The sequence below is a fragment of the Campylobacter sp. BCW_4321 genome (assembly GCF_001763075.1).
Classification (GTDB): Bacteria; Campylobacterota; Campylobacteria; order Campylobacterales; family Campylobacteraceae; genus Campylobacter_D; species Campylobacter_D jejuni.
Genome location: NZ_MJYA01000064.1, coordinates 80,754 through 101,795, shown reverse-complemented (window position 1 = coordinate 101,795; position 21,042 = coordinate 80,754). Strand labels below are relative to the sequence as shown.

Annotated in this window: 18 protein-coding genes; 5 read left to right on the top strand and 13 right to left on the bottom strand. The window is 32.0% G+C overall.

What is annotated here, in order from left to right; translation table 11 throughout:
- Positions 1-26 precede the first annotated feature (26 nt).
- Positions 27-1,301 (bottom strand): group 1 major outer membrane porin protein PorA, encoded by a 1,275-nt coding sequence (gene porA, locus AJN58_RS08545; RefSeq protein ID WP_070292187.1) that lies wholly within the window; start codon positions 1,299-1,301, stop codon positions 27-29.
- 251 nt (positions 1,302-1,552) lie between these two features.
- Complete coding sequence (locus AJN58_RS08540; protein ID WP_070292185.1) at positions 1,553-2,008, bottom strand: low molecular weight protein-tyrosine-phosphatase; 456 nt, start codon at positions 2,006-2,008, stop codon at positions 1,553-1,555.
- 53 nt (positions 2,009-2,061) lie between these two features.
- Here AJN58_RS08540 and AJN58_RS08535 point away from each other — a divergent pair, with 53 nt between their 5' ends.
- Together AJN58_RS08535 and AJN58_RS08530 are read left to right on the top strand one after the other, a co-directional pair.
- Complete coding sequence (locus AJN58_RS08535; RefSeq protein WP_070292183.1) at positions 2,062-3,246, top strand: MFS transporter; 1,185 nt, start codon at positions 2,062-2,064, stop codon at positions 3,244-3,246.
- 17 nt (positions 3,247-3,263) lie between these two features.
- Positions 3,264-3,926, top strand: coding sequence for a DUF4230 domain-containing protein (locus AJN58_RS08530; protein WP_002853958.1), 663 nt, complete (start codon positions 3,264-3,266; stop codon positions 3,924-3,926).
- 36 nt (positions 3,927-3,962) lie between these two features.
- Here the strand turns inward: AJN58_RS08530 and AJN58_RS08525 are convergent, their stop codons facing one another.
- The 7 genes from AJN58_RS08525 to guaA form a co-directional block, all read right to left on the bottom strand.
- Positions 3,963-4,445 (bottom strand): DNA-deoxyinosine glycosylase, encoded by a 483-nt coding sequence (locus AJN58_RS08525; protein ID WP_044779038.1) that lies wholly within the window; start codon positions 4,443-4,445, stop codon positions 3,963-3,965.
- Positions 4,442-6,601 carry a polyribonucleotide nucleotidyltransferase gene (locus tag AJN58_RS08520; protein WP_044779118.1) on the bottom strand — a complete coding sequence of 720 codons (2,160 nt, stop codon included), beginning with the start codon at positions 6,599-6,601 and terminating at the stop codon, positions 4,442-4,444. The genes AJN58_RS08525 and AJN58_RS08520 overlap by 4 nt, the downstream gene beginning before the upstream one ends.
- 69 nt (positions 6,602-6,670) lie before the next feature.
- A complete protein-coding gene (locus AJN58_RS08515) occupies positions 6,671-8,719 on the bottom strand; it encodes an LPS-assembly protein LptD (protein WP_044779039.1) in 2,049 nt (682 codons plus the stop codon).
- Positions 8,709-9,161 carry an RDD family protein gene (locus AJN58_RS08510; protein ID WP_002855813.1) on the bottom strand — a complete coding sequence of 151 codons (453 nt, stop codon included), beginning with the start codon at positions 9,159-9,161 and terminating at the stop codon, positions 8,709-8,711. Before AJN58_RS08510 ends, AJN58_RS08515 begins: the two co-directional genes overlap by 11 nt.
- Positions 9,158-10,408, bottom strand: coding sequence for a phosphoribosylamine--glycine ligase (gene purD, locus AJN58_RS08505; RefSeq protein ID WP_002861945.1), 1,251 nt, complete (start codon positions 10,406-10,408; stop codon positions 9,158-9,160). The genes AJN58_RS08510 and purD overlap by 4 nt, the downstream gene beginning before the upstream one ends.
- Positions 10,409-10,647: 239 nt before the next feature.
- Positions 10,648-12,108: a hypothetical protein gene (locus AJN58_RS08500; protein WP_044779040.1), complete on the bottom strand. Its 1,461-nt coding sequence runs from the start codon at positions 12,106-12,108 to the stop codon at positions 10,648-10,650.
- An 85-nt stretch (positions 12,109-12,193) separates the two neighbouring features.
- Entirely contained in the window at positions 12,194-13,729 is a 1,536-nt protein-coding gene (gene guaA / locus AJN58_RS08495) for a glutamine-hydrolyzing GMP synthase (RefSeq protein WP_044779041.1), read from the bottom strand.
- Between the two features lie 138 nt (positions 13,730-13,867).
- Here guaA and AJN58_RS08490 point away from each other — a divergent pair, with 138 nt between their 5' ends.
- From AJN58_RS08490 to AJN58_RS08480, 3 genes are read left to right on the top strand one after another with little or no spacing between them, the layout of a single operon-like run.
- Positions 13,868-14,362 carry a hypothetical protein gene (locus tag AJN58_RS08490; protein ID WP_004305626.1) on the top strand — a complete coding sequence of 165 codons (495 nt, stop codon included), beginning with the start codon at positions 13,868-13,870 and terminating at the stop codon, positions 14,360-14,362.
- Positions 14,355-16,157: an excinuclease ABC subunit UvrC gene (gene uvrC, locus AJN58_RS08485; RefSeq protein WP_044779042.1), complete on the top strand. Its 1,803-nt coding sequence runs from the start codon at positions 14,355-14,357 to the stop codon at positions 16,155-16,157. The genes AJN58_RS08490 and uvrC overlap by 8 nt, the downstream gene beginning before the upstream one ends.
- A gap of 1 nt (position 16,158) precedes the next feature.
- Positions 16,159-17,355, top strand: a complete 1,197-nt coding sequence (locus tag AJN58_RS08480) for a hypothetical protein (protein WP_044779043.1) — start codon at positions 16,159-16,161, stop codon at positions 17,353-17,355.
- Here AJN58_RS08480 and AJN58_RS08475 read toward each other — a convergent pair.
- The 4 genes from AJN58_RS08475 to AJN58_RS08460 all read right to left on the bottom strand — a co-directional run bounded on the left by AJN58_RS08475 (position 17,352) and on the right by AJN58_RS08460 (position 21,029).
- A complete protein-coding gene (locus AJN58_RS08475) occupies positions 17,352-18,254 on the bottom strand; it encodes a radical SAM protein (RefSeq protein ID WP_044779044.1) in 903 nt (300 codons plus the stop codon). The two genes, AJN58_RS08480 and AJN58_RS08475, sit on opposite strands and share 4 nt — an antisense overlap.
- Entirely contained in the window at positions 18,251-19,273 is a 1,023-nt protein-coding gene (hemE, locus tag AJN58_RS08470) for a uroporphyrinogen decarboxylase (RefSeq protein WP_044779045.1), read from the bottom strand. The genes AJN58_RS08475 and hemE overlap by 4 nt, the downstream gene beginning before the upstream one ends.
- A gap of 180 nt (positions 19,274-19,453) precedes the next feature.
- On the bottom strand, positions 19,454-19,774 hold the full coding sequence (gene ciaC / locus AJN58_RS08465; protein ID WP_044779046.1) for an invasion antigen CiaC: 321 nt from the start codon (positions 19,772-19,774) through the stop codon (positions 19,454-19,456).
- A 55-nt stretch (positions 19,775-19,829) separates the two neighbouring features.
- Positions 19,830-21,029, bottom strand: coding sequence for an MFS transporter (locus tag AJN58_RS08460; RefSeq protein ID WP_044779047.1), 1,200 nt, complete (start codon positions 21,027-21,029; stop codon positions 19,830-19,832).
- Between the last annotated feature and the right edge of the window lie 13 nt (positions 21,030-21,042).

Below are 21,042 nucleotides of genomic sequence, written 5' to 3'. Positions count from 1 at the left end.
CGCCTTAAAGTTAACTTAAAAACTTCTTAGAATTTGTAAAGAGCTTGAAGTCTTACAGTGCTATGATCAGCACTTTCTTTAGTGTTTACACCTTCATCTAGGTTCACATAAGAATAGAACGCTGAGAAGTTAAGTTTTGGAGAGTATTTGTAATCTACTCTTGCAACAGCTTCAAGCTTTTTACCACCACCTAAATGATTAACAGCTTCTGTTTTTGTTCCACCATATACGAAGTCAGCACCAACGCGAACTGTTTCGTTGAAAGTATATCCACCAGTTACATAACCGAAGATATTTCTACCAGTGTCACCATTTAGTCTTGAACCAGTAGTATAGAAAATTTCCTCACCTGCAAGTAAAGAGCCAAGATTACCTTGATCTTCGATTACAACTGTAGAAGCTTTTTCTTTATCACCGTAGTATAAACCACCAAGGCTAGCATCCCAACCATTTACTTCAATGCTACCTTTTAAAGCAAATAAATTGCCATTAGCATGTGCTTTATCATCAAGTTCGCTATCAAGGCTATTTCCTAAGTAAGCACCTTCAAGTGTCCAGTTGATTCCATCAAAGATAGTTGTGCTATAAGCTGCATCTACAGCATAAAAGAATGCTACTTGATCCCAGTATGCTAACCATAATTGTGGGTTGAATTGTCCGCCAGCAAGATCATAAGAACCTACAGCAGCAGCACCGTAAAGATTTCCAATTGAGTCTAATTTAAAAGGAGCTGCCTTAGAATTAGATGATATATTGCTAAATCCTAATAAATCTGCACCTTGTTCTTCAGCCATGAAGCTATCTACAGCAAAAGCAGCTAGAGTTAAACCATCGATGCTGTTATTTACTACTTTAACACCTGTTCCAACTAAACCATCGATACCATTGTCTGTCCAGATAGTGTTTAGTTGTTGTTTACCAGCGATTACGCTTGTAGCAACATCTTCGTTTGTATAAGTTAAGTACAATTGACGAACAAAAAGTCCTTTTTGATCATTTTTTATTCCATTAGCACCATAACCACCATCAGCAGCATTATAGTCAAATTGAACAAAAGCTTTGAAGTTATCAGCTATAGCAGCACTGAAGTTAACTTGTGCTCTATATTTGTGATCTTGTTTGCTGTTATTTAAATTTGAGTTGTTAAGGAAATTTTTATCAAAATTACCTGTATCGTATCTGTATCTTAATACACCTGATACATCAACATCTTTGATTGCTTCTTCAAGTGGAGTAGCGTTAGCTGCTGAAAAAGCACCTGCAGCAAGAGCTGCAACTAAACTAAGTTTAACTAGTTTCATGAGAATTCTCCTTGTCAAAAATTAATAAAACATCGTAATTGTAGCACATAAATTTGGAGTTTTTTCTTAAGAAGCACTTAAAATAGTAAAAATTTTAAATCCGAAGGATAAAAACATCTAAAGAAAAGCCTAGCTAAAGGGATTTAAGCTAGGCGTGTAATTTTAAGGAGTTTTTCTTATGAATGTTTTTCGGTTCGTTTAGAAGTATAAGCCTAAAAAGTAAACGAGAAGTAATATATAGTTGTTTTAAATTATTTTGATAAAAAAACAAGTAAATTTTTACAAGCTAGGGATAAAATTTTATAAGTTTCATTAAAATTTCCACTATACCAAGGATCAGGGACTTCATTATAGTTTAGACTAGGACTAAAATCAGTGATTTTTAAAACTTTGTTTTGGGTGTTGGTGAAGTTTTTTAAAACATTTTTGAAGTTAGAATTATCCATGGTGATTAAAAAATCGCTTTCATCACAAAGCTTTTGAGTGAGTTTTTTGCTTGTGAAGTTTTTGTGTTCTATGTTAAGTTGGGTAAGCTTGTTTTTGGTGCCATAGTGCATACCTTCTCCATCGTGTTCTCCTGAAGTTCCAGCACTGCTTATAAAAAATTCTTTTTCTAAATTTGCTTTTTTGACAAGATCTTTCATGATAAATTCTGCCATAGGTGAACGGCATATATTGCCTAAGCATATAAAGAGTATTTTTTTCATTTTTATCCTTGAGTTTTAATTAAAAATTATAAAAAATATCATACAATAAATCCATGGAAAATTTCAATAGAACTTTGCTTGTGTGTTGGTTTGGTGTTTTTACCACAAGCATGGGGCTTAGTCAAATCGCTCCGATTTTGCCTTTTTATATCAAAGAACTAGGACATGTTGATACGAGTGAGATAGCGTTTTACTCAGGACTTGCTTTTGGGATCACTCCGCTTTTTATGGCTGTTTTTTCACCTTTATGGGCTTTTTTGGGCGCAAAGTATGGTTATAAAAATATGCTTCTTCGTGCAAGTTTTGGAATGTCGGTTTTAACCTTATGGCTTAGCTTTGCGCATAGTGCTTTAGAAGTGGTTTTTGTGCGGGGTTTAACAGGGATAATTTCAGGTTTTACTTCTGCTGCTGTTGTATTTATCGCTGTAATAGCGCCTAAAGAAAAAGTGGCTTATGCTTTAGGAACTCTTTCTACGGCTTCTATAAGTGGAAGTTTGCTTGGGCCTTTGTTTGGTGGCTTTGTGACTGAATTTTTTAGCATTAGTGCGGTTTTTGATGTGGTGGCTTTTTTGATCGCTTGTTCTTTTGTGACGATTTATTTTTTCATCCATGAGAGAAAAATTCAAAAAGAGGCGAAGAAAAATACTCAAAAAGTGAAAGAAAACAAAACCCTTATCATCGTTCTTTTTATCACTACTTTTGTGATACAATTTGGCACTTTTGGAGTGATGCCGATTTTAAGTATTTATGTTGAGCAAATTCATCAAGGTGGAAATTTGGCTCTTTGGGCGGGTATAGTGGTGGCTGCAAGTGGGATTAGCAATCTTTTTTTCGCACCAAAACTTGGAAAAATCGCCGATAAGATAGGGCCTAGTAAGATTATTTTTGGAGCTTTGATATTTTGTGGAATTTGCTTTTACTTGCAGGCTGTAGCAAGTAATGTTTATACGCTTATTTTCGTGCGTTTGCTTATAGGTGTAGGACTTGGAGGGCTTTTGCCTTGTGTGAATGCCTTGCTTAAAAAAAGTGTGAGTGCTAAAAATTTAAGTGTGATTTTTGGTTTTAATCAAACTTGTCAATTTTTGGGAAATTTTTGCGGTGCTTTTGGTGGAGGGCTTATGGCTTCTCATTTTAGCGTGGAATTTGTTTTTACTTTTGTGTGTTTGATTTTTATCATTAATGCTTTTATTTTCTTGGCGTTTGAGAAAAAATATATCTTTTCAAATCAAGGTTTATAAATTTAGAAAGGTTTAAAATGGAAATGATTTTATTTGTTTTAGTGATGATTTTGCTTGTGCTTTTGTTTGTAGTGCTTTTTAGGCAGTATAAAAGCCCTAAAATAGAAGAAAAAAGCACGCAAAGTTTTAGCGATATCATGCAACTTAAATCCATAGGAGAATTAAGTGTTTTTCAAGTTTTTAGTAAAGAGATTGTCACTAAAAAAGATAGCGCTTTTAATGGAATTTGGAAAAATCTTTTAGGATGGTCTTTGAGTGAAAGACAGATTGCTTTGATTTTTGAATTTGAGATCACTTTCTTGTATGATTTAAGGGATAAAAACTTTGATATTTTGCCTTTAGGGGACGATGCTTATAAGATCATCATGCCAGAGTGTAGATACAAACACAGCATCATAGATATGAAATTTTATGATGAAAAAAATGCTAAATTTTTACCTTTTTTACTGCCTGATTCTATCAATAGTACGGGGATTAGTTTTAGTGAAAGTGATAAAAACAAACTCATAAAAGAAGCCAAAGATGAGGTTAAAGACTTGTCTTTAAATCTTATCCAAAATTTAGAAAGCAAAATTCATAAAAGTGCTAAGGATACTTTAGAAGCTATTGCTAAAGGTTTTGGGGCTAAGAGAGTGGAATTTGAATTTAAAGATAACACGCAAAAGTTAGATGTAAACTAGCTTTTTTCTTTTCTTGCTTGGGTAATGCTTAGTTTGTTATTTTGTAAATTTTTTGATTATTTCATAGTTTTGTAAAAGCTGCTCAAAAGAAAAATTTAAATTTGCAGGAGAAGTTGAGGGTAGGGCTATGGCTTCTAAGTTAGGGTGGAATTTAACAAAAAATCTATAAGCACTTTGCCCTGTAGTAAAAATGGCTTGGATTTTGGCTTGAGAAAGGATTAGGTTTAAATCATTGGCTTTTGCATAACTTATGGTTTTATCATCTGAATTTTTTATCTTGCAACTTTGAAGTACATCCCAAAGAGCGATATGTTTTTTTCTTAAAAAGGCTTGTTGTTCTGTGATATTTTCTAATTTTACATCAAAAAGTGTTTCTAGTATAGGCCAAAAACGATTTCTTGGGTGTTGATAATAAAAGCCGTCTTGTCTTGATTTGATAGAAGGAAAAGATCCTAAAATTAAGATTTTAGAATCTTTGTCAAAAAAAGGTTCAAAAGGATGAGTTAGAAATTCACTCACTCACACAAATCCACAGAAATTTTTCCGTTTTTAATTTCGCTGATTTTAACTTTTAAGCTTTGGTTTTCGCTTAAATTAAGATGCTTGCTTTTTGAACTATGCAATAAACCATCAACACCATTTTTAAGTTCCACAAAGGCTCCAAAAGGAGCGATTTTTTTAACAATACCTTGAAATTCTTGCCCAAGTTCAAAGTCTGATATATCTTTGTCTTTAGAGCCTTTTTTAGTTCCTTTTTGAGAGCTTGTGATGTTTATGATGTAGTCTTTTGCGGCTTTGATTTGCTCGTTTTGATTACCTGCTATTTTTACTTCACCTTTTTCGCGATCTAAGTCTATAGAAACGCCAAATTTTTCTATGATTTCTTTGATGGTTTTTCCAGCTTGCCCTATGATATCAACGATTTTTGAAGGATCAACGCTAAAAAGCTCAAGTTTAGGTAAAACTTCTTCATTGACTACGATTTCTTTGGCGGCTTCTTCCATGATATTTAGGATGTGAATTCTTCCTTCTTTGGCTTGGTATAAAGCTTGTTTTAGTGTTTCTTGATCGATTCCGCCTAGTTTTATATCCATTTGAAGAGCAGTAACGCCGTCTTTGCTTCCTGCTACTTTAAAGTCCATATCCCCATCATGATCTTCAAGTCCCATGATATCTGTTAAAACAGCAAATTTGCTATCTTCAAAGATAAGCCCCATGGCTACTCCTGCAACAAGTTTTAAGCTTGGCACTCCTGCTGCTTTTAGGGCTAAAGATCCGCCACAAACCGTTGCCATAGAACTTGAGCCATTGCTTTCTAAAATTTCACTGACTAAGCGGATTACATAAGGATAGTTTTCATCTATGCTTGGATAAAGTGCTCTTTTGGCTAAATTTCCATGTCCTAGCTCTCTTCTTCCTGGAGCTTTGATAGGACTTGCTTCGCCTACTGAAAAACCTGGGAAATTATAATTTACCATAAAGCGTTCGCTTATAGGATTTTTTTCTGTAAGCAAGTCTATCATTTGAGCATCGTTTTCTCCGCCTAAGGTTGCAACCACTAGAGCTTGAGTTTGTCCACGAGTGAAAAGACAAGAGCCATGAGCGTTTGGCAAGAGATTGGTTTCTATACTGATAGGACGAACCTCGTTTAAACTTCTACCATCAGCTCTTTTGCCTTCATTTAAAATTTGCTCACGAATAAGTTTGCGTTTGACTTTAGCTAAGGTATTTAAGATACTTTCTTCGCTCCAGTCTTTAGCGATTTCAAGATTTAAAATTTCTTTAGCGATTTTATTTAGTTCGCTTGCTCTTTCGCTTTTTGCCATTTGGTTGATGGCTTCTTTGATTTGTTTTTGGAAATTATTTTCTATAAAAGCTAAAATTTCAGGATGTTCAATCTCATTTTTTAGTTCGATTTGAGAATTTTTTTTGTGTTTGCTAAAGGCTTCTTCATAAGCATTTGAACCATTTAATATAGCTTTTTGAGCTAAATTTAGAGCTTCTAAAATTTCATCTTCGCTAAGTTCATTCATATTTTGTGAAGTGGTTTGAGTTAAAACATCAGCATAAGGAGCTTCGATAAAAATTTCATTTTCTTTTTGATCAGGCAAGGCTCTCATTTCTATCATCAAAAGCTCATCTTTTACACCTGCTACATAGAGATCTAGAGTGCTATTTTGAAGCTCTTCATTGTTTGGATTGAGTATGAAATTTCCATCTATCTTTCCTATGCGAACACCACATACTGGAGCTTTCATAGGTATATCACTAAGATAAAGAGCTACGCTTGCGGCATTTAAGCTCATTACTTGTAAATCTACTTTAGGATCAGCTGAGAGAACCATCACAACGATTTGAGTTGGATAAGCATAGCCTTTTGGAAAAAGAGGGCGTAAGCTTCTATCGATAATACGTGCTGTTAAGGTTTCTGCATCGCTTGGCTTGGTTTCTCTTTTGACATAACCACCAGGGATTTTTCCCGCGGCATAAGCTTTTTCGATGTATTGGACGGTTAGGGGTAAAAAATCTTCTTCAACTTGTTTTTCTTCTCTTGCAACTGTAGCTAGAACAACGCTTTTGCCTTGTCTCATTAAAACAGCACCAGCAGCTTGTTTGGCGACTTTATCTATATCAAATATTTCTGTATTTTTGTTAATTTCTATGCTGTATTGCATTATTTTTCCTTTTTTACCAGATAATAAATTCGTAAAATTTTTTAAAATATTTAGCAAATTTCATCCTTTTTAAATTTTGTTTTCACTTTCTGCTAAAGAGAAATCGTATTTTACTCCTCCTAAAGGATAGAAGTTGAAAATAAAATAAACTCCGCTTTGATTTTTAGCTGTGATACCACCACTTGTGAGTTGTGGATCGATTCTTTCTCTATACATTAAAGAATAGTTCCAACATTTTCTTTGATAGGTATAGCCAAGTTCCCACATGTTTGCATGAGCTCTTTGAGTATCAAACCAAATTCCACCAAATAAATTGTAATTAGGTGAGGCAATATAATTTGCTCTTGTGCCAATAAAGCTATATTTTCCATACTCATCGTTTTGATAAGCATGAGAAAACATCCAATTAAATTTTGAATTTGTATTGACTTCTATTTGGCTGATGACATTGGTAAAGCGACTTTGTTCATAAGAGTAAAGCACTTCGCTGTTGAGATTGATGTTTGCATTAAAATAATAAGTTAAAAGATTTTCAAGTTCATAGAATTTATTTTGTTTATTGAGATAGTCAAGTGAAAATCTGTGTTTGAGTTTTTTTTGTCCTTCGTTGTTATAGAAATATTGCACAGCATAAAGACTTGTATGTTCGTTTTCTTTGTCGTATTCTTCAAGATAATCTTGCGTGATTTTACCTGATTTTGCTCCTGGTAAAATGTAATTCACTCCTAAATTTAAAGTATGAAAGAAATTTTCATAAGCTTTTGAAAGATCGGTGTAGAGATTAAAATCATGAGTGTTTCTGAAATAATGCTCATGGTTTCTTTCGGGATCGTTGCTATAATTTACAAAAGAAGCATAAAATTTTTCTGTAAAAGTAAAGTGTAAAAAGTCTCCAAAAAAAGCATTGTGATACGAGATAGGCAAGTCTAAATTTAACTCATTTGCATAAGAACCAGCAGGTCGATAAAAATTATGAAATGAAGCATCAAATGAATAACGCAAGCGTTCATCAAAAAGGTTATTTAAAAATCTATGATATTGAAAGCTTGGATATTCTTGCAAGGTTGTATTGTTGCTAAGTTTAGATGTGTCGATATAATATCTTGCATAAGCTCCATAAAAATTGTTTTCATCGGCTAAAAAATAATTGATTTTGGAGGTTACAAGCGAGTTAAGATCTCGATAATCTCTACTTCCTAAATTTAAATAATCCACATCGTTGAGATAGGTTGCATCTATCCATAGGCCTTCTTGAAAATTATCACTGAGTAAAGATTTGATTAAATCATCTCTTGAGTATTTTAGTTCTATTCCATAGTGGGTTTGATTTTTCAAATTTTCATCGTGAAAATAGGAGCTATTTTCCCTAAAAGCACCAAAATTTAATTCTCCTGTTGAATATGGAGAATCAAGAAATCTTAAAGTAGAATAAAGTCCAAAACCACGGTTTGTTCGAATTTGTGGATCAAGTTCTAAATCCCAATTTTCTTGAGTGGCAATATAAATAGGTTGTTCATAGTATAAGCCTTCGCTACTTTTTAAAACGATTTTTGGGATTAAAAGCCCGCTTTGTCTATGAGTATCAGCACTAAATCCAAAATAAGGTAGATAAAAAACCGGGGTATTTTTAACATATAATCTTGCATTGTAAAGATGAACAAAATTGGTTTCCCGGTTAAGCCAGCCTTTTGAAAAACGAATTTCCCAATCAGGATCTTCAACATTGCAGCTTGAAACTGCTGAAATTTTGCTTTCAAAGACTTTATCATTTAGATGGCTTGTTTTGCTTTGAAACCATACTTCAAGATTGTTATTGGAAAAGAAAAAATTACTAAAATCGGCTTGATTGGAATTTAGGTTGATTTTAGCATAATCAGAATGTGATCTTTCGTTTTGTCCCCTTAGGATGTTAACATCGCCAAAAAGCTCAACATCTCCGGTTTTTTCATTGTAAATTGCTTTATTGGCAGTGATGAAATAAAAATCAGAAAAAATAATAACATCATTGTTTGCAGTAAGAATATCACCTTCTTTTTTTGCATCAAGAGCGTAAATATCAACTTGTGCTGCATTTAAAGCTATGCTAGTTCCTAGCAATAGGGAAAATTTACGCCACATCGACTACTATTGTCCTTGCTAGATAATCCTCCCAAGCTTTGCGCAAATCATTGCTTAAAGCCCAAGCAAACCCAAGCATAAACGCCATAGCACTAACTTGTCTTATGGCAGATCTGATGCAACTTTGGATGAGATTGGGTTTGTCGAGAAGATTTTCATCCAAGATGATAATTTTGCATAATATTTTTCCCAAACTTGCCCCATAAAGATAAGTAAAAATCGCTTGATAGCTAAAATGAAGCAAGATGAAGCCAAGATAAAAATTTCCTATAATTTGAGTCGTTTCAAATAAATCTTTTGCTTGGATTAGACGATCATAAAAAATGATAAATACAATCAAAGAAATAACCATATCATCGATTAAAAAAGCTAGAACTCTTTTTCCAAAACTTGCTATTTTTAGATTTTCACGCTCTAAGCGGTCTTGTAAATTTTCTTTCATTTAAGAACCTGATGAGCGATGTCTTTTCTGTATTGCTTTCCTTTGAAATTTACATTATCACAAAGTTTATAAGCATTTTTTTGCGCTTCTTCTATACTTTTTCCTGTGCCAACGCAAACCAAAACTCTTCCACCATCAGCCATTAATTTGCCATCTTCTAGGCTTACTCCAGCATAAGAGATATGAGAGTTTTCAGGAATGTTATTTACAGTAATTTCACTTTTTGGTGAACTTTTGTAAGGATAGTTTTCACTCGCGCATACAACCCCTACTGCAAATTCTTTTTTGATTTTGATTTTTGTGTGTCTTAAGCGTCTTTGAGTAGCAGCTAAAATAAGCTCCAAAGGATTTTCGATTAAAGGCATTAAAACTTCACATTCAGGATCTCCAAAGCGAACATTAAATTCTAATACATAAGGTTTATTTCCAACGATCATAGCGCCTATAAATAAAACACCACAAAATTCCGCTCCTTCTTTTTTCATGCCTGCTAAAGTCGGTAAAATAATATCTTTTTGAACTTTTCTAAGCAAGCTTTCATTCGCTAAAGAGCTAGGAGCGTAAGCACCCATTCCGCCAGTATTTGGCCCTTGATCATTATCGAGTAATTTTTTGTGATCTTGTGCTACAGGAAGTAAAACAAAATCATTGCCATCACATACTGCAAAAATGCTTAATTCATAACCATCTAAAAATTCTTCAATTACAACGAGTTTTCCAGCATCTCCAAAGCTTTCTCCACTCAGCATTTTAGCTGTTTCTTCTATGGCTTCTTCATGAGTCTTAGCTATGATAACACCTTTTCCTGCGCAAAGTCCATCGGCTTTTACTACTATAGGAGGGGTTAAACTATGTATAAAATTTTTTGCTTTTTCAATATCATTTGTGTTTAAAAATTTGGCTGTTTTGATACGGTATTTTTTAAGAAAGCTTTTCATAAAAGATTTTGAGGTTTCAAGCATTGCAGCAGCTTTACTTGGCCCAAAAATGGCAAGTCCTTGTTGTTTAAAAATATCTACAACACCTTCAGCTAAAAAACTTTCACTTCCTACTATACAAAGATCAAAACCTTTTTCTTTCGCATAGGTTGCTAAAACTACTGGATCTTTTAGGTTTAAATTTGTTCCAAGACTTTCGGTAGCGCCATTTCCAGGAGCAAAATAAAACTCTAAATTTTTGTCTACTCTTCTTAAGGCTAAAGCAATAGAATATTCTCTTGCACCACTACCCAAAATCATTATTTTCATTTATATCTCCTTTTAAACCCAAACAGCCGTTTAACAAAGATTGACCCCAAAAAGTCAAAGAAAACCGCTAGGTAATTTTTAAAGGCTGCAACTTCTCGCTTTTTTCAAAGCTCAAACGATGCCACAGAACACGGTAAATCACACAATCGCAGTTAATAAAAATGTGTTGGATCACTTTAAATACCACAAACTGTTTAGGCAAGGAAATTATAACTTAATTTAGCTTAAATTTCTATGTCTTAAATCAGTTTAAATTTGGTTTTTCCTGATTTGTCAAAATGCTTTCCTTGTAAAATAATATCGGCAACATTTTCCCAAACATGTTTTTCATCAATATAGACTATATCAAAGGTGTTGTCACGCATTAAAGACTGATAATTTACTTTTTTAGGTGCGTATTTTACTAAATAATATGGATTTTGTGAAAAGTTTTCAATTTTTAATTTGCATAATAAATCTAAATCCGATGTGACAACTAAAAATTTTTTTCTTTGTTCTTTTGTAATTTTTTGAATATACACTAAAAGTTTTTGATCAAAAGGATTTAGAGCGGATTTATTTAAGCGACTTAAGTAATGTTCTGCAAAAGAAAGAGAACAGAAAGAATTTTCTATATTGCTCATGGTAAAATAAGAATTTTTAACCCCTGATGATTTTAAAGATAAGTGCCAAATTTTAACATCCATTATGGTTGCGCATAGATTTAAACCTGTGACAATTTTTTTAAAGAGCTTTTCTCGTGAAAGTTTAAAAGCATTTTCGAAAATATTGTAATTTTTCTTATAAAAATCTTCCCTTATAGCATCAAGTCTTTTTAGTGTTGTTCTGTAGTATTCTGCTTCTTTTTGTAGTTTAGCCAATCTTTCTTGTCTTGCTTTAAGTTTTTCAGGGTCTGTATTGGCCGCATTGCTTTTAAGATTTATTTCAGATTGCAAAGTTTTCATTTGTGCTTCAAGTGAGGCTAGACGATTTTTTCTTGTATCTATGGTGGCTACTAAAGCTTGGTAATGACACTGCAAAGATAAAAAAGTTTCGTTAAAAATTTTAGTGATATTTGGTTTTTGATCAGCTATCATTTGCTTATATGAATTCTCTAAATGCATCATGATGCTTTTTAACGCGCTAAATTGGGTTTGGTCTATGCTATTATCCATAAAAATTAAAGTATCATAAGCTTTAAATAAAAATCTTTTAAGTATAAGATAATCAAGTATGCAAGGAATTTCCTTTTCATCTTGTAGATTGGCTTGAAGCGTTTCTACGGATAAAATTTCATGGGCAAAATATTTTTGTATAGCTTGAGGTATAGTAAAAGAAAGAGGAATTTTTTCTATACTGTCAAAGTCTGTTGTTCTATAGAGTTCTGTTATATAAGCACTTCTTCTTGAGTTTTGCAAGTCTTCTAATTCATCATCATTATCAGTTTTCCAAAAATCATGCTCAGTGATAAAATCCCCTTCTTTAAATTCTTGAAATTTTGAAGGTTTTATACCCGTTATGGTTTTGCTTGTTTGAACGGGCTTGCCGTCTTCTGCTTTTTTTTCGCTAGAAAGAGTTCTAAATTCCACAAGCATGCCAACACTTGGCATACTTTTTTTATCATTCCAAATTTGGCGATTGAAGTCAAAAAAGGTATTTGCTGAGTTTGTAACGGTTCCACGTCCTGTAGAATCCATATAAATAGCTATTTTTCCATGCATATTTCTTCCTTGAAATTTCTTGAATAAATTCTAGCCTTATTTTTATAAAAATTTTATAATAAAAATAAGAGCTAGAAAAAATGGATCATTCCCATTCTATGGTTGCAGGTGGTTTGCTTGAGATATCATAAACAACGCGGTTTATACCTTCTACTTCATTGATGATACGGCGACTTATGTTTTCTAAAACTTCGTAAGGTAAATGCGAGAAAGTAGCTGTCATACCATCACTTGCATCTACAACGCGTATACAAACTGCATTATCATAAGTGCGGTTATCCCCCATAACCCCAACGCTTTTAACATTTAAAAGCACGCAAAATGCTTGCCAAGTTTTATCATACCAGCCGGTGCTTTTAAGTTCTTCAAGTAAAATTACATCAGTCTTGCGCAATAGTTCTAAGCTAGGGCGATTTACTTCTCCCATAATGCGTATAGCAAGCCCTGGTCCAGGGAAAGGATGGCGATAAACTACTTCTTTGCTAAGTCCAAGCTCAAGTCCTAGGGCACGCACTTCATCTTTAAAAATTTCTTTTAAAGGCTCTATGAGTTTAAGATTCATTTTTTCAGGCAAGCCCCCTACATTATGATGGCTTTTAATGGTTTTGCTTGCACCTACAACAGAACTTTCTATGATATCAGTATAAAGTGTTCCTTGAGCGAGATATTTTACATCTTTATGTTTTTTTGCTTCTTCTTCAAAAACTTCTATAAAGGTATTTCCTATGATTTTTCTTTTTTGCTCAGGATCTCTAACATTAGCCAAGCGACTTAAGAAAATTTCACTTGCATCAATGCTGATAAGATCGATACCTAAGGTATTTTTAAACATAAATTCAACTTGTTCTTTTTCTCCGCTCCTTAAAAGTCCATTGTCTACAAAAACTACTATAACTTGCTCTTTTATAGCACTGGCTAAAAGTGCAGCAACTACACTACTATCTACTCCGCCACTTACAGCACAAAGCACTTTATCACTGCCTACTTCTTCACGGATTTTTTCTGCTTGAGTTTTTGCAAAAGAACCCATATTCCAAACACTTTCACAATTACAAGCGTATTTAGCAAAATTTTTTAAGATATTTTTGCCAAATTCACTGTGTTGTACTTCTGGGTGAAATTGCAGAGCAAAAAATTTCTTATCTTCATTTCCAAAAACACAAAAAGGGCTATTTTCACTTGTGGCTAAAACTTCAAAACCTTGAGGTAAATTTTCTACTTTATCAGAATGACTCATCCAAACAGTTTGCTTTTTTGGAAGATTTTTAAATAAAGCGCTATCTTTTTTAACTTCTATGTTTGCTTTACCGTATTCTTTATGTCCTGCAGGTGCAACTGTAGCTTTGTAATGATGCGCCATAAGCTGCATACCATAACAAATTCCAAGAATAGGTAAACCTAAGTCAAATATGCCTTTATCGCAAAAATACGCATCAGTTGCATATACGCTTGCTGGACCTCCGCTTAAAATAATACCTTTTGGTTCTTTTGCCTTAATATCAGCTAAACTTACATTAAAAGGTAAAATTTCTGCATAAACTCCTTGTTCCCTTAGGCGTCTTGCTATAAGCTGAGTGTATTGAGAGCCAAAGTCTAAAACTAAAATATCTGCTTTTTTCATTATTTACCACCTATGTAATTGTTCGTATTTTTTAATGGTTTTTACCGAACCATTTTGTTCATAGCTTGTGTATTGAGGGTTGCCTTTATATCCGCAAGCACAGAAGAAAATTAAGAAAAGAAATGCTAAAATCATCTTATGAGAAAAAGAAATAATATTAAGATGACTAAAAACGCTAGTGCTGTCATTAATGAATTGATGGATAAACCTCATTATAAGCCTTTAAAAACCTTATTTTTTTGCAAAGATTTTTTAAGTTCTTTTCCGCTTGCTAAGCAACGTTTGATTGCTAAAATTTATGTAAAAAATCATATTTTAAATATAATAACCTTACATCCAGCAGCTTATCAAGAATTAAATCATGATGATAGCAAAATTTATATTAAATTTCTCATAAAAGCATATGGACAAAAATATCCTTTAAGTGGATTTGTTGATATAAAAGATATAAAAATCTTTTCCCAAAAATACACTTATGCAGTAAATAAAAACAAAAATGATGAAAAACTCTCTAAAAATTCTTATTTGGAGCTTTCTAAGGGTGAATTTAAAAATTGCTTTAAAGATGAAAAATTATTTAAGAAATTTGAAGATTTAAGAGAACTTATAAAAAAAGGTTCTAATCTTGACTAAAGAGAAATTAGAAAATGAGCTAAAAACTCTTCCCAATAGTGCTGGAGTTTATCAATACTTCAATCAAGAAGGAAAGCTTTTATATGTAGGTAAGGCTAAAAATCTTAAAAATCGTGTCAAATCTTATTTTGCTTTTACTCCAAATTTACATGCAAATCCAAGAAATTCTTTAAGAATTCAAAAAATGATTGAAGAAACAGTGCATTTGGAATTTATCACTACTAATTCAGAAGCCGATGCTTTGATTTTAGAAAATTCTTTTATCAAACAACTGCATCCAAAATATAATATTTTACTAAGAGATGATAAAACTTATCCTTATATTTATGTGGATTTTGAAGAAGAATTTCCACGCTTTGAGATCACTAGAAAATTGGTAAAAAAAAGCAAAATCAAATATTTTGGCCCTTTTTTTAAAGGTGCTAGAGAGCTTTTAAATGCGCTTTATTTATACTATCCTTTAAAACAAAAAGCAAGTTGCAAATCCCCTTGTATTTTTTATCAAATTTCTCGTTGTCTTGCGCCTTGTGATAAACGCATCAGCAGGGAAAAATACCTTGAAATTTTAGATGAGGCTATGCATGCGCTTTTAAATCCTAGTGTTTTGCTTAAAAACTTAGAAAAACAAATGTTTGTTTTAGCGCAAAATGAAAATTACGAAGAAGCAGCTAAAGTAAGGGATCAGATTGCAACGATTAAAGATTTGGAAGTTAAGGTTGAAATAGATATTGCAAAATTAGAAGATTTTGAAGTATTTGCTTTAGCCTTTGAAAATTCCATGCTTTCAACCTTACGTTTTGTAGTGCAAAATGGAAAAATTATCAGTGTAAATTCTAAGATTACTCCTATAAAAAATGATATACAATGGGATAAAAATGAAATTTATAAGCAACTGATTTTAGAAAATTTTAGCATGGATATTCCTTTGCTTGCAAATGTTATTTATGTTTATGAAGAATTTGAAGATAGAATGCTTTTAGAAGAAATTTTAAGCCAAAGGTTTGATAAAAAAATCAGTATTAAAATCCCTAAAATAGGAGAAAAAAGAAGAATTTGTGATTTGGCTTTTCAAAATGCCCTTTTAAATATAGAAAAAGAGCAAAAAAATCATGATTTTACTATACAAAAAGAATTAAAGTCTTATTTTGAGCTTGAAAATTTACCAAATGATATAGAAATTTTTGATAATTCTCATTTGCAAGGCGTGGCAAATGTTGGAGCTATGGTAACTTATAGTGCAAATTCTTGGGATAAGTCAAAATATCGCAAATTTCATTTAAAACATAAAAATGATTATGATCAAATGCGTGAAGTTTTAATGCGTAGGGCTTTGGACTTTGATAAAATACCCCCTCCTGATTTATGGCTTATAGATGGAGGCAAGGCTTTGCTTGATTTGGCTAAAGAAATCATTGTAAGTAGTGGGGCAAATGTCGATATTTTAGCTATTTCAAAAGAAAAAATCGATGCAAAAGCACATAGGGCTAAAGGAGGTGCTAGAGATAAAATTCATTCCTTAAAAGGAGAATTTAGCCTAAGTATTAACGATAAAAAACTACAATTCTTACAGAAATTAAGAGATGAAGCGCATCGTTTTGCTATCAGCTTTCATCAAAATACTAAGAAAAAACAGGACTTGAATAGTTCTAAGCTTGTAAATTTAGGACTTAGTTCAGGGGTTATACAAAAACTTTTAGCGTATTATGGAAATTTTGAATCTATATATAAGGCTGATTTTAAAGATCTTGCAATGCTTGTAGGCAAGAAAGTGGCACAAAAGATAAAGGAAAATTGATTTGATATTAGCAGGGATAATTTTTATTTTTAATCTAATTTTAGCGTATTTAAGTATTGATATCTCAAAGCTTGATAGTGTTGCTGAACAACTGAAAATAGGTATGTTTTCTAGCATTTTTGTTTTATCTTTAACACTTTTTATTTTTGCTTTTAGACAAAATAGAAATATAAACAAAATATATCAAAAAATTTTTTACATGCAAAATGATTTTTTAAATTTTCAAAAAAAGATTGATGTTGATAGCGTGCTTGATTTGTTAAAGGAAAAATTTGAAACTACGGGTCAAAATTTAACTAAAACATCCCATGAAAAAGATAGATATTTGCATTTATTGGAGGAAAATTTATATCAGCTTGGAAATATATCCAATGCAATGCGTTGCTTAAATGAAGGGTATAATAAAGAAATTAATTCTTTGATTTTAAATGCCTTAAATTCTCAAAAAGATCAAATTAGATTAGAATTAAATGAGGCTTTAGAGCATCATAAAAGCATTATAGGGACATCTCATGGAAAGGTTTTGCAATTTGAAGCAAGTGTGGCTATAGTTAATAATGATGAGCTTGAGAATTTTTTACTTGCAAATTTACTTTCGTATTTTGGCATAGAAAGCACTTGTTTTAAAAATTTAAGTTTTGATGTTAATGACTTTCATTTGATTTTTATCAAGGATAAAATTTTAAATGAAAATGTAAAGAAAAACTATGATTTTATAGTGATGGGTCGCCATAAAAATACACATTATGAGTATTTTTTAACTTTACCTTTTGAAAAAAAAGATCTTGAAAATATTTTGCAAAACAAGCTTGATAAGGTTTGCACTTTAAAATTTAAAACCCCTTATCAAAATAATGTATTGCTTTTTAAACAAAATGATTTTGATGCAACCTTATTTTTTAATATAATAGAAAAACAATGCGATAAAAATATATGTATAAATTCTTTTAGTCAATTAAAACAAGAATTAAGCAAGGAGACTTATCGTTTGATTTTGCTTGATTATGAATTAATTAAATTTGATCTTGAACAAATGAGAAATTTGCTAAGTGCTTATAAAAAACAGCATCCACAAAGCCATATCATCTTTTTTTCAAAGGAAAAAGTTAGGGATTTTGATTGTGTGAGTGAAGTTTTAAGTGATGTAAGTAGAAATGATCTTATAGCTTTACTTAGAAAGTATTTACCAAAGGCCTAAACTTTATAAAATTTAACTCCAGCTAAATCGAGAATTTTTACCTTTTTTTCTTTGATAAGTTGATTTAAGAGAGTTTTGGATTGTTCATCAAATTTCACTTCTATATCTATTTCGCTTTGTGAGCGTAAATGAAGCATTTTTAATAATTCTTCTTCATTGAAGCTTAGTTTTTCACCTTCATAATGTCTTTTGGCTAAGAGTACAGGAGTAGAATCTATAAGTTTAGAAAGTTCTAAAAGTTTTTCTTCGCTTACTTTTTTAACAGCATAAGCAGGAGGTCTATCTATGGTGCTTAGATCAACTCTTAAAGGCATGATTTTTTTTAAAGCTTGATTGAGTGCTTTAAATTCTTCTTCGTTATCATTAAGATCTTTAACAACTAGAATTTCCATAATCAAATCTCCATTAAACCTAGCTCTAAAATCTGCCATTTTTTCTATCATTTTTTCTAAATCAATGTTTTTTAAAGCTCTATCAATACGATAAAAAGTTTTAGCAACTGCACTATCTAGGCTAAATTTGACCACATCTAGTTTTAGCAAAGCATTAAATTTGTCTTCATCTAATACAGCTGTGCCATTGCTTAAAATAAGCAATTTTTTATCTTTAGCAATGCTGCGTAAAGATAAAATAAGCTCATTTAAATAAGGATAAAGACTAGGCTCTCCGTTGGCAGTAAGGGTAAGAAAATCAAATTCAACATTTTTTTCAAGCATAGCTTTAACTTCGGAGATAATTTTATCTATGCTGATAATTTCATCCTGTTTTTCTTGGGCTTTTTTTGGATCAAGCTCACAATAAACACAATCAAAATTGCATTGTTTTTTACTAGGGCTTAAATCTATACCCAAAGATCTTCCAAAACGCCTTGAGCTAACAGGACCAAAGAGTATTTTCATTTAGCTGAACTTTCTTGTACAAGCTTGATAAAATATTTTGCATTTTCAACAGGAATATCAGGCAAGATCCCATGTCCTAAGTTGAAAATATGAGCTTTATTTTGCATGGTTTTTAGTATTTTTTCTACTTCTTTTTTAATGGCATTTTTATCATAAAGTCTGCAAGGCTCCATGTTGCCTTGAAGAGTGTATTTGTGCGATAGTTTATCACGTGCTAAATCAAGCGGAGTGCTCCAATCAACCCCAAAAACATCAAAATTACCATCGATTCTATCCAAATAACCGCTAATACCTTTAGGGAATAAAATTACAGGTATATTTGGGTATTTGTCTTTAATAAAATTTGAAATTTCAAGCATATAATTAAAAGAGAATTCAAAAAACTTATCGTATTCTAAAGCACTTGCCCAGCTATCAAAAATTTGTACAGCATTGGCACCTGCTTTAATTTGCTCTTCTAAATAAAGTTTTAAAACTTGAGTTAGTTTGTTTAGAATTTTATGTAAAAGTTCTGGGTTTTGATAGAGCATTTTTTTACACTTTGCATAATTTTTACTTCCGCCTCCTTCTATCATATAGGTAGCTATAGTCCAAGGGCTTCCGCAAAATCCTATTAAAGCCTTGTTTTGAGATAATTTTTCTCTAGTAAGCTTTAAGGCATCATAGACATAATTTAATTTTTTATGCGCATTTTGATCGTCAAGTTTTTCTAAGTCTTCTAGGGTTGAAATAGGATTATCAAAAACAGGTCCTTCTCCTTTTTCAAAATGTAAATTCATGCCCATTTCGAGAGGAACAACTAAGATATCTGAAAAAATGATTGCTGCATCTACATCTAAAATATCAATAGGCTGTAAAGAAACTTCAGAAGCTTTTTTATAGTCTTTACACAAAGAGAGAAAATCGCCCGCTTGTTTTCTTACTTCCATATATTCTGGCAAATATCTTCCTGCTTGACGCATCATCCAAATAGGGGTATAGGGTGTAGGTTTTTTAAAGCAAGCATCAATAAAAATCATTATTTTCCTTTGTTTTTGGCAAAATTATAACAGAAATTGATAAATTAAATTGGTCAATTTTTCTATATTTTCTTCATATGGAGGAAATAATAAATTTTTTTCATTTTATCCAGAGTTATGAGAAATTTTACGAGAATTATTGGAATTCTCGTTTGTGTAGTTTGAATTTTGATTTGTATATTAAGCCTTTGTATTGTTTGTGGCATTTCCTGCGTCAATTGTAGCAAAAAGCTTATTTAGCAAAGTCTCCTCATTTTTTTTGTATTGATCTTCTCTCATTTTTTGCCAAGCATAAGATCTAAAGTCTTCTCTAACAGCACTAAGATCAATATCTTCGTTGGTAAATTTGCTTGAGCTTGTTTTTTCTTCTTCCTTTTCTTCTTTGTTTTTTACTTCATTTAATGTGGCTTGAAATTCATCTGCTGAAGTATTTTTCTCTTTAACCTTTGTTGTGGTGCTAAAAATAGCATTTGATGTTTTTTGAGTATTATCTACTACCATTTTCTCCTCCTTTATTTAACTTTACATTAAACAAACAAGCAATTTCTATTCCAATTTATATCTTTTTTAAACTTTTTCTTTGAAATTTTTTATAATTTAATTTATCTTTGGCAAAAAGTAAGGCAAAAATCAAAGCAGGGCTTACAAAAAGTGCCGAAAATAAAGCATTAAATTTTATGCCCAATCCTGCTAAAACAATCCCACCTAAAAAACTTGCTAAAGCTATGCCTACATTAAAAGCTGCTTCATTCACACTTACTGTACTATCTATGACTTTATAAGTATGGCGTTTAGCTTTGGCAATGCTAAGCATTTTTAGTGCAGGTATGGTTGAAAAGGCAAAAAATCCTATCAAGGCTACGCTAAAAATGATTAAAATTTTAGAATACATGGTGAGAAATACGCTTAAAAATACTAGAACTTGTATGCTTAAAATAAGACGCAAGGAAAAAATAGCACCTTTTTTATCTACTATTTTTCCGCCCCATAAATTCCCGCAAATTGCACAAATTCCATATAAGAGCAAGATATAAGCTGTATCTTGGACTTTAAAACTGCTTATTTCTACGAGTAATTTTTGCAAATAAGTATAAAGAACAAATTGAGCCCCACAGCTACAAATGGTTATAGTATAAGTTTTTAACAAATTTTGATGCGAAAAAGCAGGGATTAGATTTTTAAGACTTGTTGGACTAGGATGTAAATTTTTGGGCATCATATGCCATACTCCAAAAAATGCTAGGCTTGTAATGATAAAAATAAGTAAAAAGATAAATTTAAAGCCAAAATAATGCCCTATGAAAGTTCCAAGTGGCACTCCAGTAACCAAGGCTACAGTAAGTCCTGTGACCATTATAGCTAGAGCGCTTGATTTTTTATCATCTGGGGTTATAGCACTTACAGCTAAGGTAGCAATGACAAAAAATACTCCATGTTGTGTTCCTGCTACAAAACGCGCAAACGCTGTAAGATAGAAATTTTGGCTAAAAAAGATAATGAAATTTGCTAAAGCAAAAATTCCAAGATTGATTAAAAGTTGTGTATGTCTGTGAAAACGACTTAAAGGTATAGTAATAAGAGGAGCACCTATAACAACACCTATAGCATATAAGGTTGTAAGATAGCCCGCAGTTTTTGCATCTACGCTAAAATACGCTTCAACATCAACCAAAACTCCTGCCATAACAAATTCGGTTACACCCATACAAAAAGCACTAAGAGCTAGTGCAAAAAGAGCTTTTTTGTAATTTTGCATTTTAATTTCCTTA